This is a genomic window from Pseudomarimonas arenosa, assembly GCF_014841215.1.
GTDB lineage: Bacteria > Pseudomonadota > Gammaproteobacteria > Xanthomonadales > Xanthomonadaceae > Pseudomarimonas > Pseudomarimonas arenosa.
In genome coordinates this window covers 37,727-52,918 of record NZ_JACYTR010000010.1, presented here as the reverse complement: position 1 = coordinate 52,918, position 15,192 = coordinate 37,727, and the positions used below count along the sequence as shown (strand labels likewise).

Annotated in this window: 20 protein-coding genes; 16 read left to right on the top strand and 4 right to left on the bottom strand. The window is 63.8% G+C overall.

Going from position 1 to position 15,192, the window contains the following annotated elements; genetic code table 11:
* Nucleotides 1-5 precede the first annotated feature (5 nt).
* The 11 genes from gspH to mazG all read left to right on the top strand — a co-directional run bounded on the left by gspH (nt 6) and on the right by mazG (nt 7,921).
* On the top strand, nt 6-521 hold the full coding sequence (gene gspH, locus IFO71_RS07390) for a type II secretion system minor pseudopilin GspH (protein ID WP_192028908.1): 516 nt from the start codon (nt 6-8) through the stop codon (nt 519-521).
* Entirely contained in the window at nt 511-882 is a 372-nt protein-coding gene (gene gspI / locus IFO71_RS07385) for a type II secretion system minor pseudopilin GspI (RefSeq protein ID WP_192028907.1), read from the top strand. Before gspH ends, gspI begins: the two co-directional genes overlap by 11 nt.
* Nucleotides 879-1,484, top strand: coding sequence for a type II secretion system minor pseudopilin GspJ (gene gspJ / locus IFO71_RS07380; RefSeq protein ID WP_192028906.1), 606 nt, complete (start codon nt 879-881; stop codon nt 1,482-1,484). Before gspI ends, gspJ begins: the two co-directional genes overlap by 4 nt.
* A complete protein-coding gene (gene gspK / locus IFO71_RS07375; protein ID WP_192028905.1) occupies nt 1,481-2,410 on the top strand; it encodes a type II secretion system minor pseudopilin GspK in 930 nt (309 codons plus the stop codon). The genes gspJ and gspK overlap by 4 nt, the downstream gene beginning before the upstream one ends.
* 41 nt (nt 2,411-2,451) lie before the next feature.
* Complete coding sequence (gene gspL / locus IFO71_RS07370; RefSeq protein ID WP_192028904.1) at nt 2,452-3,594, top strand: type II secretion system protein GspL; 1,143 nt, start codon at nt 2,452-2,454, stop codon at nt 3,592-3,594.
* Nucleotides 3,591-4,067 carry a type II secretion system protein GspM gene (gspM, locus tag IFO71_RS07365; RefSeq protein WP_192028903.1) on the top strand — a complete coding sequence of 159 codons (477 nt, stop codon included), beginning with the start codon at nt 3,591-3,593 and terminating at the stop codon, nt 4,065-4,067. Before gspL ends, gspM begins: the two co-directional genes overlap by 4 nt.
* A 62-nt stretch (nt 4,068-4,129) precedes the next feature.
* On the top strand, nt 4,130-4,894 hold the full coding sequence (locus IFO71_RS07360) for a type II secretion system protein N (RefSeq protein ID WP_192028902.1): 765 nt from the start codon (nt 4,130-4,132) through the stop codon (nt 4,892-4,894).
* Between the two features lie 8 nt (nt 4,895-4,902).
* The gene (locus IFO71_RS07355) at nt 4,903-5,697 is read left to right on the top strand and encodes an inositol monophosphatase family protein (protein WP_192028901.1); all 795 of its coding nucleotides are present in this window, start codon (nt 4,903-4,905) and stop codon (nt 5,695-5,697) included.
* A 10-nt stretch (nt 5,698-5,707) separates the two neighbouring features.
* A complete protein-coding gene (gene nudE / locus IFO71_RS07350) occupies nt 5,708-6,247 on the top strand; it encodes an ADP compounds hydrolase NudE (RefSeq protein ID WP_425502878.1) in 540 nt (179 codons plus the stop codon).
* 2 nt (nt 6,248-6,249) lie between these two features.
* The gene (cysQ, locus tag IFO71_RS07345) at nt 6,250-7,044 is read left to right on the top strand and encodes a 3'(2'),5'-bisphosphate nucleotidase CysQ (protein WP_192028899.1); all 795 of its coding nucleotides are present in this window, start codon (nt 6,250-6,252) and stop codon (nt 7,042-7,044) included.
* The gene (gene mazG, locus IFO71_RS07340) at nt 7,037-7,921 is read left to right on the top strand and encodes a nucleoside triphosphate pyrophosphohydrolase (RefSeq protein ID WP_192028898.1); all 885 of its coding nucleotides are present in this window, start codon (nt 7,037-7,039) and stop codon (nt 7,919-7,921) included. The genes cysQ and mazG overlap by 8 nt, the downstream gene beginning before the upstream one ends.
* An 11-nt stretch (nt 7,922-7,932) precedes the next feature.
* On the opposite strand, the gene IFO71_RS07335 is transcribed toward mazG, so the two are convergent.
* The gene (locus IFO71_RS07335) at nt 7,933-8,358 is read right to left on the bottom strand and encodes a hypothetical protein (RefSeq protein ID WP_192028897.1); all 426 of its coding nucleotides are present in this window, start codon (nt 8,356-8,358) and stop codon (nt 7,933-7,935) included.
* Between the two features lie 148 nt (nt 8,359-8,506).
* Between IFO71_RS07335 and sufT the strand changes: the two genes are divergently transcribed.
* Both sufT and IFO71_RS07325 read left to right on the top strand, forming a co-directional pair.
* On the top strand, nt 8,507-9,064 hold the full coding sequence (sufT, locus tag IFO71_RS07330) for a putative Fe-S cluster assembly protein SufT (protein WP_192028896.1): 558 nt from the start codon (nt 8,507-8,509) through the stop codon (nt 9,062-9,064).
* 575 nt (nt 9,065-9,639) lie between these two features.
* Nucleotides 9,640-11,346 (top strand): proprotein convertase P-domain-containing protein, encoded by a 1,707-nt coding sequence (locus tag IFO71_RS07325; RefSeq protein WP_192028895.1) that lies wholly within the window; start codon nt 9,640-9,642, stop codon nt 11,344-11,346.
* Nucleotides 11,347-11,480: 134 nt separating this feature from the next.
* Here IFO71_RS07325 and IFO71_RS07320 read toward each other — a convergent pair whose 3' ends face one another.
* The 3 genes from IFO71_RS07320 to wrbA all read right to left on the bottom strand — a co-directional run bounded on the left by IFO71_RS07320 (nt 11,481) and on the right by wrbA (nt 12,985).
* Complete coding sequence (locus tag IFO71_RS07320; protein WP_192028981.1) at nt 11,481-11,969, bottom strand: asparaginase domain-containing protein; 489 nt, start codon at nt 11,967-11,969, stop codon at nt 11,481-11,483.
* Nucleotides 11,970-12,035: 66 nt separating this feature from the next.
* Nucleotides 12,036-12,389: a DUF2069 domain-containing protein gene (locus IFO71_RS07315; RefSeq protein ID WP_192028894.1), complete on the bottom strand. Its 354-nt coding sequence runs from the start codon at nt 12,387-12,389 to the stop codon at nt 12,036-12,038.
* The gene (gene wrbA, locus IFO71_RS07310) at nt 12,386-12,985 is read right to left on the bottom strand and encodes an NAD(P)H:quinone oxidoreductase (protein WP_192028893.1); all 600 of its coding nucleotides are present in this window, start codon (nt 12,983-12,985) and stop codon (nt 12,386-12,388) included. Before wrbA ends, IFO71_RS07315 begins: the two co-directional genes overlap by 4 nt.
* A gap of 108 nt (nt 12,986-13,093) precedes the next feature.
* Between wrbA and IFO71_RS07305 the strand changes: the two genes are divergently transcribed.
* Genes IFO71_RS07305 through IFO71_RS07295 form a run of 3 tightly spaced genes read left to right on the top strand, consistent with a single transcriptional unit; the run spans nt 13,094 to nt 15,147 of the window.
* Nucleotides 13,094-14,392, top strand: coding sequence for a YihY family inner membrane protein (locus IFO71_RS07305; protein ID WP_192028892.1), 1,299 nt, complete (start codon nt 13,094-13,096; stop codon nt 14,390-14,392).
* Complete coding sequence (locus IFO71_RS07300) at nt 14,376-14,864, top strand: TlpA family protein disulfide reductase (RefSeq protein WP_225444467.1); 489 nt, start codon at nt 14,376-14,378, stop codon at nt 14,862-14,864. The genes IFO71_RS07305 and IFO71_RS07300 overlap by 17 nt, the downstream gene beginning before the upstream one ends.
* Nucleotides 14,857-15,147, top strand: a complete 291-nt coding sequence (locus IFO71_RS07295) for an acylphosphatase (protein ID WP_192028891.1) — start codon at nt 14,857-14,859, stop codon at nt 15,145-15,147. The genes IFO71_RS07300 and IFO71_RS07295 overlap by 8 nt, the downstream gene beginning before the upstream one ends.
* The last annotated feature ends 45 nt before the right edge of the window (nt 15,148-15,192 follow it).

Below are 15,192 nucleotides of genomic sequence, written 5' to 3'. Positions count from 1 at the left end.
TGACCATGCTCAGACACACGCGCGGATTCTCCCTGATCGAACTGCTGGTGGTGATGGTGATCGTCGGTGTGGTGTTGGGCGCGGTTGTATTGCGCATGTCCAGCGGCAGCGAGCGCGCCGTGGAAGATGCCGCACGGCGCTCTCAGGCACTGATTCTGTTGGCCTGTGAACGGGCAGCGGTGACCGGCGTTGATATCGGCTTCAGTCTGATCGATGGGCGTTGGTTGTTTGGCTACCAGCGCCCGCAGGGGTGGCAGCCAATGGCCGATCAGCCAAGCGAGGAACTGCGGCCTCGCGACTTGGGTGAGGCGCTGCGATTGGAATTGCGTCGCGATGGCCGTGCGCTCGAGTCCGAGCCGGCGTCCGAGCAGGAGGCGCAACGGCCACAACTGCTGTGCCTGTCGTCGGGGGAGCTCAGTCCTTTTGAGCTGCGAATCGGTGCAGCGGGGCAAGAGTTTGCCTGGCGCTTAACGGGCCGTTTGGATGGGCGAGTAGCGATGGAGCCGTTCGATGCGCCATAGCCGGTCCGTCGGCTTCACCTTGCTGGAGGTGATGGTGGCCTTGCTGGTGCTGGCTCTGGCACTGGTGGCGATGATTCGACTGGCCGGTCTGGAAGCGCGAGCGCTGGCCGCGCAGCGACAGGCCAGTCTGGCGCAATGGGTAGCTGCCAACACGCTGGCAGACATCCGCTTGCATCGCCGTCTGCCGTCCAGCGGTCACGCCCAGGGCCGGGCGCAGATGGGACAGCAGGACTGGCAATGGCAGCTGGATGTGCGCCCGACCGACGAAATCGAACTGCTGCGCCTGGACCTGCGCGTCTACCCAGAGCAGGGCAGTGACGGCACGCCGGCCGCCACCTTGACCGGCTTCTACCACCGATGAAGCGCTCGCGCGGCTTCACCCTGATCGAAGTGATGGTCGCTGTGGCGGTGTTTGCGCTGGCGATGGCCCTGGCCTATGGCGGCTTGAACAGCATTGTGCAGTCGCGACGCCAGCTCGATCAGGAGGCCGATGCATTGTCGCGACTGCAGTTTGCCGTTGGCTTGCTGGAGCGAGACCTTCGTTCGGCAGTGGATCGACCTGTTCAAGATCGATATGGTCAGCGCCTCCCGGCCCTGGCGCTGGAAGGCGGGCGCCTGGCGCTGACACGTGGCGGATACGCCAATGCCCTGGCGGCGAGTCGCGCCGAGTTGCAGCGAGTCGATTGGCGCTGGCGCGATGGCGACCTGCTGCGCCAGTCGGCGCTGCAGCTTGACGCGGCGGACAGCCCCAGCGACGAGCCCCTGGTGGTATTGGGAGATGTGGACGGACTGCGTATCGAGGCCTTGGCCGCTGATCTGCGCTGGACGGATCGCTGGCCGCAGCTGGGACAGAGTGCGGAATCAATGCCGCGTGCCGTGCGCGTGCGATTCCAGCACAGCAAGTTTGGACAGATCGAACGGATCTTCGAAATCGCTGCTCGTCCGCCGGTGCTGGCGCCGTGAGCTGCCGTCATCGCCGACAGCGCGGCGTTGCCCTGCTGGCCGCTTTGCTGGTGGTGGCCCTGGCCACCGTGTTGATTGCCGCCATGCTGGATCGTGGCGAGCAGTCCAGAGCGCGCAGCCGCAACAGCTTGCGCGCCGAGCAGACCTGGCAGCTGGCCCTGGGTGCCGAGTACTGGGCCCTGACCCAGCTCGACAAGGACTGGAACAGCGCCGGCGGCAGCGACCATTACGGCGAGGCCTGGAGCTTGGCCATACCGCCACTGCCGGTTCCTGGTGGACAGCTTTCGGGCCAGGTGTTCGATCAAACGGGATGTATTGATCTCAATCGCTTGTTCGCCGATGGTCAGCCGGTCGGCATCCAGGTGCGGCGCTTCAAGCGCCTGCTGCAGGTGCTGAAACTCAATGAGAATCTGGCTGATCGAGTGATCGACTGGATTGACCCGGACAATGCGCCACGTCCCCAGGGGGCCGAGGATCTGGCCTATCTGGCCCAGACGCCAGCCTATCGCAGCGCCAATCGTCCGATGGCGCACATCTCCGAGCTGCGACTGGTGGCAGGGGTGGATGCCAAGACCTATCAGACGTTGCGGCCGCATGTCTGCGCCCTGCCTGAGGCGGTCGATCTCAACCTCAATTTCGCCAGCCTGGCGGTCTGGATGAGCCTGGATGAGCGCATCACCGAGTCGCTGGCGCGTCAGCTCTGGCAAGACGGCAAAGCCAGTTACGACTCCTGGCCTGCGGTGGAGCAGGCGCTGCTCCGGCTGCAGTTGCCAGCAGTGGCGGGCGAAGGCTTGGGCACCACCAGTGGATTCGTCCTGCTGCGTGCCGAAGTCGACGTTGATGGCCTGCCGTTTCAATACAGCGCGCTGATTCGTCGCGAGCAGCGCGGATCGCAGACCTGGGCCCGGTTGCGGGGCGCATGGTAGGGATGCGCTACACTCGCCAGTCCCCATCACCGCCTTAGCTCATGCTCGATCGACACCTCATCCGCTGGCGCGCCGATGGCAGTACCGAATGGCTCAGCCTGGGGCGCGACGGAGCGGTTATCGCAGGTCCACAGGCCGGTTGGCCCGAGCGGGCGGCTGAGCGCTGCATCGGAATTCTGCCGGCCGATCAAGTTTTGTTGCTGGAATCGCCGCGCGTGGCCAAGAGTTCGGCGCAGTTGGCCAAGGCGCTTCCGTATGCGATCGAAGATGCCGTGGTGGCGCCGATCGAAACCCAGCATGTGGCCTTTGCTGAGCCGGGCAGTGCCGAAAGTGTGTCGGTCGCCGTGGTCGCGCGGCACCAGCTGCAGACGATTCTCGATCAGGCCAAGCAGAATGGCTTCGCCCTGGATGCGATGTATTCGGAGGCGCAATGCTTGCCGTACCGGGCCGAGCAGAGCTGTGGTCTGCTGGAGGCGGGGCGCGCCACCGTGCGTCTGGGTCGCTGTCGGGCCCTGAGCCTGGAGCAGTCGGCCATGTCCAGCTGGCTTGATCACGCCGCAGCAACGACCACGATTCACTGGTTCCATGCTGACGCCGAACGCAGCGACGGAGAGCGTCTGACCCGACCCGTGCTGGCTTGGATGGCGGCGCATCTGCCCGGCAAGGACAGCCCCAATCTGCTGCAAGGTCGGTTTGCTCCCCCTGCTCGTAGCGCGGCCTGGCAGGCGGGGTGGCGCTGGGCCGCGGGCGTGGCGGCGGCGGCCGTGCTGTTGGCCTTCGGTCAGCTGCTGATCGAGCGCTCCATGCTCAAACGCCATGTTGAGGAACGCCAGGCCCAGATGGAGCAGATGCTGCGCCAGGCGGTGCCGGATGTTCAGCGCATCGTTGATCCGGTGGCGCAGTTGCGCGCCGCGCTGGGAGCGCAGGGAGGCTCCAATGATGCCCTGGCCCTGCTGGGGCGTCTGGCGCCCTTGCTGGTGGGCAGCAGCGCGCTGCAACTCGAGGCACTGGAGTACCGCGGCGGCGTGATGGAACTCACCGTGTTCGGGCCCGACGTGGAAACCCTCGATACCCTGCGCGAGCGCATCTTGACCGTACCTGGTCTGCAAGCCGAGCTGACCGCGGCCACGCCTGGCAGTCGCGGCGTGGAAGCGCGGCTGCGCATCAGTGAGGTGGGCGGATGATCGGCTGGTGGCAGAACCTGTCCGAGCGCGACCAGCGGATGCTGCGCTGGGGCGGTTTTCTGGCGCTGGCATTGTTGCTGTACGGAGCGCTGTGGATTCCCTTGGGCCGCGATCGTGACGCCTGGCGCACCCGCGCCGAAGCGGCCGACAGTGCCTGGGCCTTCATGCGTGATGCGCTGGCCAACGGACCGATTGCCGCCTCGCCGTCGGCCCATGGCGACAACCGATCCCTGCTGGCGCGGATCGACAGCGGAGCGCGCGAGGCCGGCCTAGGCGGCGTGCTGCTGCGCGTCGAGCCGGTCAATCAGCGGCAGGTCCGGGTGTATTTTCAGGGCGCGCCGTTCGATCGTCTGATGGAGTGGCTGCAGCCAACGGCCCAGCGCTACCAGATTCGCGTAGAAGAACTGTCGATCCGGCGCTCCGAGGGGGTTGGCCTGGTCGAGGCGCGCCTCACCCTCAGCGAGCCAGGCTGATGTTCTCAACAGATGGCCGCAAGCGATATCGCCATTCCTCCCACTGTCGATAGACTGTTTCTATGAAATTTATCCGCAACGTGCTGATTCTTCTTGTCGTGCTGATGCTGGTGGCGGCGGGTGTCGTGGCCTTGTTCCCGGCGCGTACCGCGGTCGAATGGCTTTCCCCCAGACTCGGAGCAGTGAAACTTGAAGAGGTGACAGGAACGATCTGGAAGGGTCAGGCAGCTCGCTTCAGTGTGCGCAATCAACATCTGGGCGCCTTGGGTTGGTCGATCAGCCCGCGCAGCCTGCTGCACTCGGCACTGATTGGCGAGGTCCGGTTGCTGGGCGATCGCTTTGAAGGCGAGTCCAAACTTCATGTTACGGGGCCGCTGAGCGGCGAGTTCAAGGACCTGCGGCTGGTGTTCCCAGCTGAATTGCTCAATCCGGCGCTGGATATCCCTGGGTTGCTGCCAGTGGGCAAGGTGGAAGTGCAGCTGACTGACGTCAAGCTGGTGATGGGCTATCCGCAGCAACTCGACGGCAAGGCCATCTGGCGCAACGCTGCCGTGGCTGGCGAAGCGGCCGCATCGTTCGGCGATCTTAACGCAGAGTTTCGCAGTGTGCCGGGCGGGAAGATCAATGGCGTGCTGGGAGACAACGGCGGCAATCTGAGCCTGGAAGGTACCTTCGAACTGGGCGCGACGGGTTACGAGGCGGAAGCGATTCTGGCCGCTCGCGATGGCAATCCCGATGTGATCAAGGCGCTCGGCTGGATTGGCGAACAACAATCCGACGGTAGCTCGATCCTGAAGGTCAGCGGTCGGTTGCTGCCACTCAGGTGATGTCCACGATGACCCTGGACGACGCTTTCCTTGAGCATGCCTTGCAAGTCGCGCGCGATGCGGCGGCCGCTGCCGCTGCGGTGATCGCAGGTTACTACCGTGATCAGCATCTGGCGGTGGAGTTCAAGTCTGATCAAAGCCCGGTGACCCGCGCCGACCTCGAGAGCGAGCAGGTCATTCGCACTCATCTGACCAAAGCCTTTCCCGATCACGCAATTTTTGGCGAGGAGCAGGGGCGGCAAGGTGAGAGCGAGTTTCTCTGGTTGGTGGATCCGATCGACGGCACCAAGAGCTTTGTTCGCGGCTACCCGATGTTCTCCACGCAGATCGCCCTGATGGTGCACGGTGAGCTGGTGCTTGGCGTTTCTTCAGCCAGCGCTTTCGGTGACCTGGCCTACGCCCGCCGCGGCGGCGGCGCCTTCCTCAATGGCAGGCGTGTGCAGGTGTCCGGCATCGAGCGCCTCGACCAGGCAACCATCTCCACCGGAAATCTGAAATCCTTGACCGCTGGCCCAGGCTGGAACACCCTCGGTCGCTTGATTCAGGCCTGCAACCGAATTCGTGGTTATGGAGATTTCTACCACTATCATCTGCTGGCTGGCGGCTCGCTGGATCTGGTGATCGAGTCTGATCTGAACATACTGGACATCGCGGCATTGGCAGTGATCGTGCGTGAGGCCGGCGGTGTGTTCACCGATCTTGATGGCGCCGAGCTTGATCTCGAGACGCGCTCCGTGCTGGCTGGGGTGCCCAGCCTGCACGCCTTGGCCTTGGACCAACTGCGGGGTTGGCGCGGTGCGTGAACTGCCGCGCATCCTGTCGGTCGAGCCGATCGAGCAAGGCGGACGGGTGCGCGCAGAACGCGTCCACCTGCAGTTTTCCAACGGTGCGCGGCGGGTGTTCGAGCGCAGTGCGCCACGCGGCTTCGGCGCGGTGATCGTGGTGCCGATGCGCGATGCCGACACCGCCCTATTGGTGCGTGAATACGCCTGTGGTCTGCATCGCTATGAACTGGGTTTGGTCAAAGGTCGCATCGACGAGGGTGAAACCGTGATCGAAGCGGCCAATCGCGAATTGAAGGAAGAGGCTGGCTTTGGTGCGCGCAAACTGGAAGTGTTGCGGCCGCTGACCATGGCGCCGACCTATATGGCCCATCAGACCTGGCTGGTGCTGGCCGAGGATCTGTACCAGGAAAAGCTGCAAGGCGACGAACCCGAGCCACTTGACGTCGTGCCTTGGCGGCTCGACCAGCTTGACCAGCTGATGCTGCGCGACGATTGCTCCGAGGGGCGTTCGTTGGCCGGGCTGTTCATTGCACGCGAGTATCTGGCGCGACGACCGAACAAGGAATAAGGATGGCGACAGCGGAACTGCAGGCGGTGATCGACCTGGTGCGGCAGGCCGGCAAGGCGATTCTCCAGGTCTATGCCGAGGACTTCGAAGTCGAGCACAAGGATGATCGTTCGCCGCTGACTGCCGCCGATCGCGCCGCCCACCATATCCTGGTGCAGGGCTTGTCGGCCTTGCCCAGCGGCTTGCCGGTGTTGTCAGAAGAATCAGCGACGATACCCTGGTCAGAGCGCCAGGGCTGGCGGCGCTATTGGCTGGTCGATCCGCTGGATGGCACTCGCGAGTTCGTCAAGCGCAACGGAGAATTCACCGTCAACGTCGCCCTGATCGAGGATCACTCACCGATCCTGGGTGTGGTGTACGCCCCGGTGCTCGACTATCTTGCCCACGCCGTTCGCGGCGAGGGCGCGTTCGTGCAAGCGAATGATCAGCCGGCTGTGCGGGTGATGAGCACGCGTCCGGCGGGCACACCGCTGCGGGTCTGTGCCAGTCGCTCGCATCTGGATGCGCGCACCGAGGCCTTGCTGGCGCGAATCGGCGCGCACGAAAAGGTCGGGCTCGGGTCCTCTCTCAAGTTCTGTCGTGTGGCCGAGGGGCGGGCCGATTTCTATCCGCGCTTTGGGCCAACCTCGGAATGGGATACCGCGGCCGCGCAGTGCGTGCTGGAAGAGGCCGGTGGTGCCGTGATCGACTGTTCGGGTCAGGCACTGCGCTACAACTGCAAGGAGTCACTGCTGAACAGCGATTTCCTGGCCCTGGGTGATCCTCAGCTGCCTTGGCGGGACTGGATCGATGAGTGACTGCGCCAACCAGACTGAACTGATCGCTGCGCTGGCCAGTGCCGATCCGGCCACCCTGCGTGCTTTGTCGACCCTGGTCGGCATCATGGCCCGCCTGCGCGACCCCGAGCGTGGCTGCCCCTGGGATGTGCAGCAGGACTTTGCCAGTATCGCGCCGTATACGATCGAAGAAGCCTACGAGGTCGCCGACGCCATCGAGCGCGGTGATCTGGCTGAGCTGCGCGACGAACTGGGCGACCTGTTGCTGCAGGTGGTGTTTCATGCCCGGATGGCCGAAGAGCAGGGCGCGTTTGCGCTGCGTGATGTGGCCGAGGCGATCAATGACAAGATGATTCGCCGGCATCCGCATGTGTTTGCCGGCGCCTCGGTGGCCGATGCCGAGGCGCAGACGCGGGCCTGGGAGGCCAGCAAGGCCGCTGAGCGCGCCGGCAGTGGTGATCGCTCGGTGCTGGCCGGGATCGCTCGCGGTCTGCCCGAATGGATGCGCGCCACCAAGCTGCAAAAGCGCGCCGCCAGCGTCGGCTTTGACTGGCCGAATGTCGATCCGGTGTTCGCCAAGCTGAGTGAGGAGCTGCTGGAACTGAAGGCCGAGTTCGAGGCCCTGGACCAGGCAGTCGATTCAGCGCAGCGAGCGGCGGTAGAGTCCCGGCTGGAAGACGAACTGGGTGACGTGCTGTTCGTTGCCGCCAATCTGGCCCGTCACGCCAAGCTCGATCCCGGCCGTGCCCTGCGTCGCGCTAACGCCAAGTTCGAGCGGCGGTTCCGGCGTATGGAGGTATTGGCCGAGCAGCGCGGCCTGCAGCTTTGCCAGCTACCCTTGGAAGCGCAGGATCAATTGTGGGACGAGGCCAAGCGGGAAGAGCGCCAGGCGGATTGAGCGAGCTAAACTCAGCGCGCCACCCGAGCCGCCAGCGCGCAGCCCGCCGCCACCCAGCACAGCTCGATCCAGCCAAGATTGGCCTGCCAGTAGAGCAGCACCAGATTCAGCGACATCCGGCCCAGGCTTTCCGCCGGCCGCAGGCCCAGGCCGGCCCCGATCTTGGCCGCGGCGATCAGAGCGGCGGCGGCCAGCACGGTGGCCAACGTGATCGCCAGCGCCCACAGGATGCGCCGCTGGCCGCCGGGTTGCCCGGCCAGGTAGAGCAGGAGCACGGCATCCAGTGCCACGATCAGACTCATCCAGCCGGCATTGCCGCCGCTGAGCGAGGCCGCTCCGGCCCAGATCGCCGACATGCCGGCGATCGCTGCCAGCGCCACCAGGGTCAGCAGCCAGGCGGCAGTGGCCTTGGGCTGCGGTTTCAGCAACGAGGTCATCCGTGACGCGCCGTAGCGGGTCGAGAATCGCGCATCCGGGCCGCCTGCGGCGACCCCTGCTGGCAACTTGCTGAAAGCATTTTCATCTGCGTGGGACGAGGGCCGGCTAGAATAGCGCTTTACGCCAGACCAAGCCTCCAGCCAGCGCATGATGGGATATAGCCGAGCTTCAGAACCGATTCGCTTCGAACGCGATTGCGACGTGGTCATGGTGCCGCAGGGTGATCAGGTCACCTTGCCGGCCGGCAGTGTCGGTTACATCACTCAGGCCTTGGGCGGCAGCTTCACCGTATTCGTTGAGGGCAACCTGTTTCGGGTCGCCGGCAAGGATGCCGATGCCATCGGCAAGGAATGTGCCGAAGTACCGACCCTGCCCGAAGGGGCAGGCGATGAGGACGTCGAGTTGATGGCCTGGAAGCAGATGCGCACCTGCTTCGACCCGGAGATCCCGATCGATATCGTCGAGCTCGGGCTGGTGTACGAATGCAAGGTCGAGAGCCAGGCCCCGGACAAGCGCAAGATCTGCGTCAAGATGACCCTCACCGCGCCAGGCTGTGGCATGGGTGAGGTGCTGGTCGATGACGTGCGCAGCAAGCTGGAGATCATTCCCACCGTGGCCGAAGCAGACGTCGAACTGGTGTTCGATCCGCCCTGGAATCAGACCATGATGAGTGAGGCAGCACGTCTCGAAACTGGGATGCTGTGATCAGGCGCTACCGTTCGTCGGAAAATTTCGACCGCTGACACCGTGTTGTCACATTGGGGCGCAGGCCGCCCAAACTTGGTGCTGGGAAAACTGTGATCCAGCGCATGAAATTATGATTTCACGCGCAATCTTCACGTTAATATCACCCTGATTTTTGCGCCTAACTCACTGAATATATTGGTGGACGGCCAGGCTGCTGCTCCTTGGTGCAATGCAATATTGACCGCCAGCTGAACGGGGTTTAGCTTCGCAACCACTTTCGCTCACGGGGACGCGGCGAAAGCGTGGCAGAGCCGGTCTGGTGCCCGCAGCGCCTTACCCGAGTTGTTGTCGGTTCCACGCAAGGAGCGTGGACGGCTGCGCACGATGGATGCGGTCGGCCCGGTTTGCTGAGGATCTCCAAGCGCACGCGTTGACGTGGCAGTCGATGCCGTGCAAGCGAGCTGATGTCTTTGATCAATCGTCGATGAGATGGCCTGCTCGGGCGGTCTCGGCGTTCCTGATTTCGTTGTAGCTGATGTATCGCCTGCGCGTCGCTCGACGTGCAGAACCCCCCTTTGTGCAGGAGTGTTGTGATGCGTGTAGCTGTAGCCCCCATGGCGGCCGCCCTGGCCCTTGCGTTCTGTTCTGTTGCCCAGGCTGGCCCTCTCAATAGCGCCGAATCTGCTTTCTCGCTTGGTGAAAGCGTTGTTCTGCCGGCCCCCGATCTTGCCAAGTTGAAGATGGAAGATGCCAAGAGCGTAGGCGGCGCCTATCGCTACGGCGTGCAAATTCCGGTCGAAGGCATGCGCTTGGGTGAACGTGGCTTTGGTCGCTGGAGCAAGGCCGGCAAGAATCATTGGAAATGGAGCGTCGAACTGGTCGCGCCGGCGGCCCGTAGCATGGACTTCCACTTCAGCAAGCTGAGCCTGCCGGCCAGTGCGACGCTGACCATTCGCGGTGAAGGCGAACAGAATCTGCGTGAGATTTCCTCCGCCGAGGTGAGCGGCGGCGAGTTCTGGTCGCCCTACGTGGCCGGTGAGAAAGCCACCCTCGAAGTGTTGGTGTCGAAGCAGGAGCGCTCGCAGGTGCAGCTGCAACTCGGCGCTGTGACGCACGGATATCGCGGCCTGTTCGAGAATGCCGACCCGATGCAAAAGTCAGGCTCGTGCAATGTCGACACCATCTGTCCGACCGGCAACAACTGGCGCGATCAGATTGATTCGGTGGGCCAATACACGTTCAGTCAGGGCGGCAGTTCCTACGTCTGTACCGGAACCCTGCTGGCCAACACCGGCAATACCACCACGCCGTACTTCCTGACCGCCAACCACTGCATCAGCTCGCAGACCGTGGCCAGCTCCATCGTGGTCTACTGGAACTACCAGAGCTCAACCTGCCGAACCCCGGGCTCCAGCTCCAGCGGCACCCCGCTATCGAAGAGCATTGCCACCCACTCGCAGTCGGGCAGCACCTTGCGTGCCACCCGTTCGGCCAGCGATTTCACCCTGCTGCAGCTGTCGTCAGCGGTGCCGAGCGGCGCCAATCCGTACTTCTCCGGCTGGGATCGCAGCGGCACCACACCGAGTTCCGCTGTTGGCATTCACCATCCGCAGGGTCACGAGAAGCGCATCTCGGTGGAGAACCAGGGGCTGTCGACCACGGCCTATGGCGGTGGCTCGGGCACCACGCATTGGAAAGTCAGCGACTGGGATGAAGGCACCACCGAGGGCGGTTCTTCGGGGTCTGGTCTGTGGAATCAGAACAAGCTGATCGTCGGCCAACTGCATGGCGGCTCGGCGGCCTGCGGCAACAATCTGGCTGACTACTACGGCAAGTTGTCGGTGTCGTGGACCGGTGGCGGCAGCAATAGCACCCGTCTTAGCAATTGGCTTGATCCAGGCAGCACCGGCGCCACCACCAAGGCCGGCTACCGCACCGGTTCGGGCGGCGGCGGTGGTGGCACCACCTATCAGAACACCACTGACTACCAGATTCGTGACAACACTACGGTGGAGAGTCCGATCACCATCAGTGGTCGCAGCGGCAACGCCAGCAGTTCCACTGCAGTGGCGGTGAATATCGTGCACACCTACATCGGCGATTTGAAGGTCGATCTGATCGCGCCGGATGGCAGCGTGTACGTGCTGCATAACCGCTCCGGCGGCAGCGCCGACAATATCGTCAAGACCTACACGGTCAATCTGTCGGGCGAAGTGGCAAACGGTACCTGGAAGCTGCGAGTCAACGACAACGCTGGTGGCGACATTGGCTACATCAACAGCTGGAGCATGACGTTCTGATCTGAGCTGGATGCTGAAAGAGCGCCGGCCTGGTGTTCTTTCAGCGTCGATCCGACGCGCTTCGCTGAAGTGGGCCGTCGAGTGATCGAGGCGGTCTGCACAGACAGACAACGCCCCGTGTTCGGGGCGTTGTTTCAGTCGTTGGCCTCGAAGCGGTTGGCCGCCACGTTCTTGCGTACGCGGGTTGGGTCCCAAATCCGTCCATTCATCGCGATGTAGACCCCGGGCGGCAGGCTTTGCACCGCGCCCACTGCACAGCCGATATTGAACTCGGCATCCGAACCACGAAAGCGAGCCGGGCTCAGTGCGCCGGTCAGCACAATGGTCTTTCCTTCGATATCGGCCAGTACCTTGGCGGTGTCGACCATGGTGTCGGTGCCATGCGTCACCAGCACATGCGCTGCCGGCTGTGCCGCGATGGTGCTGCGGATCAGGGCGCGCTCTTCCTCCTGGATATGCAGACTGTCCTTGCGCAGAATCGGAATCACGCTGAAGCGAAAGCCGACGCCCAGTTCGTTCAGCATTCGACCAATCTGTGGCTCGCCGATCTGGTAGTCGGATTTGTCGTCGAAGTAGATCTTGTCGATGGTACCGCCAGTGGTGACGATGCAAAGTTCATTCATCGGGCTCATTGCGGGCTCGCAGTCTGATGCAGGGCGCCGGGAGCGGCGCCTAGCGCAAGGCATCGATTATAAGGGGCCGGGCTTGGCCCGCTGCGCTCGACGTCGCGCCAAACCGTCGGCACCAACGGCCAGCACCAGGGTCATCGCCACGGCCGCTTCCAGGACCGCCAGCCAGCGGATGTCGCTGGTCACCGTCCAGCCCTCCATCACGCCGTGGCAGAAGTACAGCAGGGCCAGCACGCCGGACCAGAACAGCGCGGTCGGCCTGCGCAGTGCCAGGGCCGTCAGGCAAGCCAGCAAGGGCGCCAGTCCGAACAACAGCCAAAAGACTCGCGCGCTGCTCTCGAAAGCCAGTTGCCACGCTGCCTGAATGGCAATCAGCGCAATCAGGCTCAGCGCCACCATCGCCCGATAGGTCATGGCCTGTCCTCCAGGCGCCGCACCAACTCGGCCATTCGCCGCCCTTGCGCTCGCGCCAAGGCGATCTCGTCGGCGCTCAGCGTCGGGTCGTCGGCCTGACCTGCGAAATGGCTGACGCCATAGGGCCCGCCGCCGCTGCGCGTGGCGTTGAGTCCAGGCTCGCTGTAGGGCAGGCCGACGATCAGCATGCCGTGATGCAACAAGGGCAGCATCATCGACAGCAAGGTGCTTTCCTGGCCGCCGTGCAGCGATGCGGTGGAGCAAAACACCGAGGCTGGCTTGCCGATCAAGGTGCCCGAGGCCCATTCAGCGCCGGTGCTATCAAGGAACTGCTTCAGCGCTGCCGCCATATTGCCGAAGCGGGTTGGGCTGCCGAGCACCAGGCCGCTGCATTCGGCGAGATCGCGTCGATCGACATAAGGGGCACCGTCTTCGGGCACCGCTGCCTGGCGCTCGGCGTTCACCGGGCCGATCGCCGGCACCGTGCGCAGCCTGGCGCAGACGCCCTCCACACTCTCCACGCCGCGGGCGATCTGCCGTGCCAGGGCTTCCACGCTGCCGCCGCGGCTGTAGTAGAGAATCAGCACCTCGTTCACACCACACTCCTGATCGATTGTCCCTCGGCGATTGTGAATCCGCCGCGCGGGCAGCGATGCTACGCGACTTGCAGGCACAATGGTTGAAACCCCAGACCTGGAGCCGTGATGACCCAGCAACGGCCGTGGTGGATTCCGCCGCCACACGCTCGCGAGCGCATTCAAGCATTTTCGCAGTTCGTCTGGCGACGATTTGTCGAAGACCGCTGCTTTGAGAGCGCCGCCGTGCTGGCCTACGGCACGGTATTCGCCATCGTGCCGCTGTCGTTGGCCGTGTTTGGCATTCTGGCCGCGTTCCCGGTATTCGACCAGTGGAGCGACACGCTAAGTGACTTTCTGTTCACCAACTTCGTGCCTGGCGCGGCGCGCGTGGTGGAGAACTACGTGCGAGAGTTTGCCGACAGCGCGCAGCAGCTCACCACCACCGGTTTGCTCGCGCTGCTGCTCTCGGCCCTGTTCATCATGGTCAGCGTCGAGGACACCCTCAACCGGATCTGGCGGGTCTCGGTGGCACGCAAGCCGATGTCACGCTTCATGGTGTACTGGACCGCGCTGACCCTGGGGCCGTTGCTGGTGGTATCGAGTCTGGCTCTGAGTTCCTGGATATTCGCGTTGCCCTGGGTGGCCGAAACGCCGATTTCCGGCGTCAGCCAAATGCTGATTCGGCTGCTGCCCTTTGCGGTCGAGCTGGGCGCCTTCACTCTTGCCTACATGCTGATTCCCAATCATCGCGTGTCCTGGCGCCACGCTCTGATTGGCGGCGTGCTGGCCAGCCTGCTGTTCGAAACCGCCAAGGCTGGGCTTGGCTTCTACTTACGTCAGGTTCCGACCTACCAGCAGATCTATGGCGCCTTGGCGGTGTTGCCGATCTTTCTGGTCTGGATCTACCTGTCCTGGGCGGTGGTGTTGCTCGGCGCTTCGATAGCTGCTTCGCTTTCTTCGTTCCGTTTCCAGCCGGCCTCGGCGCGGCTGCCGAAGGCCGCCGAATGGATGGCCGGTCTGCGCCTGGTCAGTCGCATGCTCGAGGCGCAGGCGCGAGGTGGCTCGTTAAGTCTGGAAACGCTACGCCAGATCGAGAAAGCGATCGATGACGACACCTTGGTGCAACTGCTCGATCGACTGACTCGGAGCGAGATCTTTCAGCGCAATGAAGACGGGGACTGGATGCTGGCCCGCGATCCGCACGCCTTGTCCTTGGCCGATGTGCATCTGGCACTTGCGGTCCCGATCACCTTGCAGCCACCAGGACGGGTGGGGGTGGAGGATGCTATCGGGCGGCGGGTGCTAGGTCTGGCCGAAACCTTGAAAGCGCAGCTTTCTCCCACTCTTGAGCAGTCGGTTGCTACCCTGCTGATGCCAATCGATTCCGATGATTCCGAGGTACCCCGTGATGATGCGTCTGTTTAGTCTGATCTTGCTGATGTTCGGCTTGTCGGTGTCGGCTCAGGAGGTCGGCACCACGCCAGAGCTCAAGATCAACACCCTGGCCCACGGCGAGTTCGATCTTGCTGCCAAGCGCGGCCAGTGGGTACTGGTGAACTACTGGGCGACCTGGTGTGCGCCATGCCTGAAGGAGATGCCTGAGCTTGACCACTACGACCAAGCCAACGCCGACCTGCAGATCATCGGCCTTGCCTTTGAAGAGACCACGGCGGAAGAGCTGCAGGCGTTTCTCCAGACCCGGCCAGTCAGCTACCCGATCGCCCTGGTCGACGTGTATGCGCCGCCGGCCGGCTGGGACGTGCCGCGTGGCTTGCCCTTGAGTATCTTGCTGGGACCGGATGGGGCGGTAGCCAAGCGCTTTGTCGGGCCCATCACCGGGAAGGATCTGGACATGGCGCGCAAGGCGGCCAGCGAAGGAGGAGCCGGCGATGAGTGATTCTGCACAGTCTGAGCCAGCCGCTGCGCGCTTTCTGCTCAGCGGACGGGTGCAAGGCGTGGGCTTCCGGGCGGCGACGCGGCGCGAAGCGCAGCGACTGGCCTTGAGCGGCCATGCGATCAACCTGCCTGATGGCCGGGTGGAGGTGGTGGCCGAGGGCGAACCGCGGGCCATCACTGAACTGGCTGCTTGGTTGCAACAGGGGCCGCCGTTTTCGCAGGTGAATTCGATTGATCGCGATGAAATCGAAGTGAAGGGGCGCAGCGGATTTGGCGTCGGCTGAGCGCTTGGCGCGGCCCAGCTGCGATCGGTCGACGCCGCGCCGCGC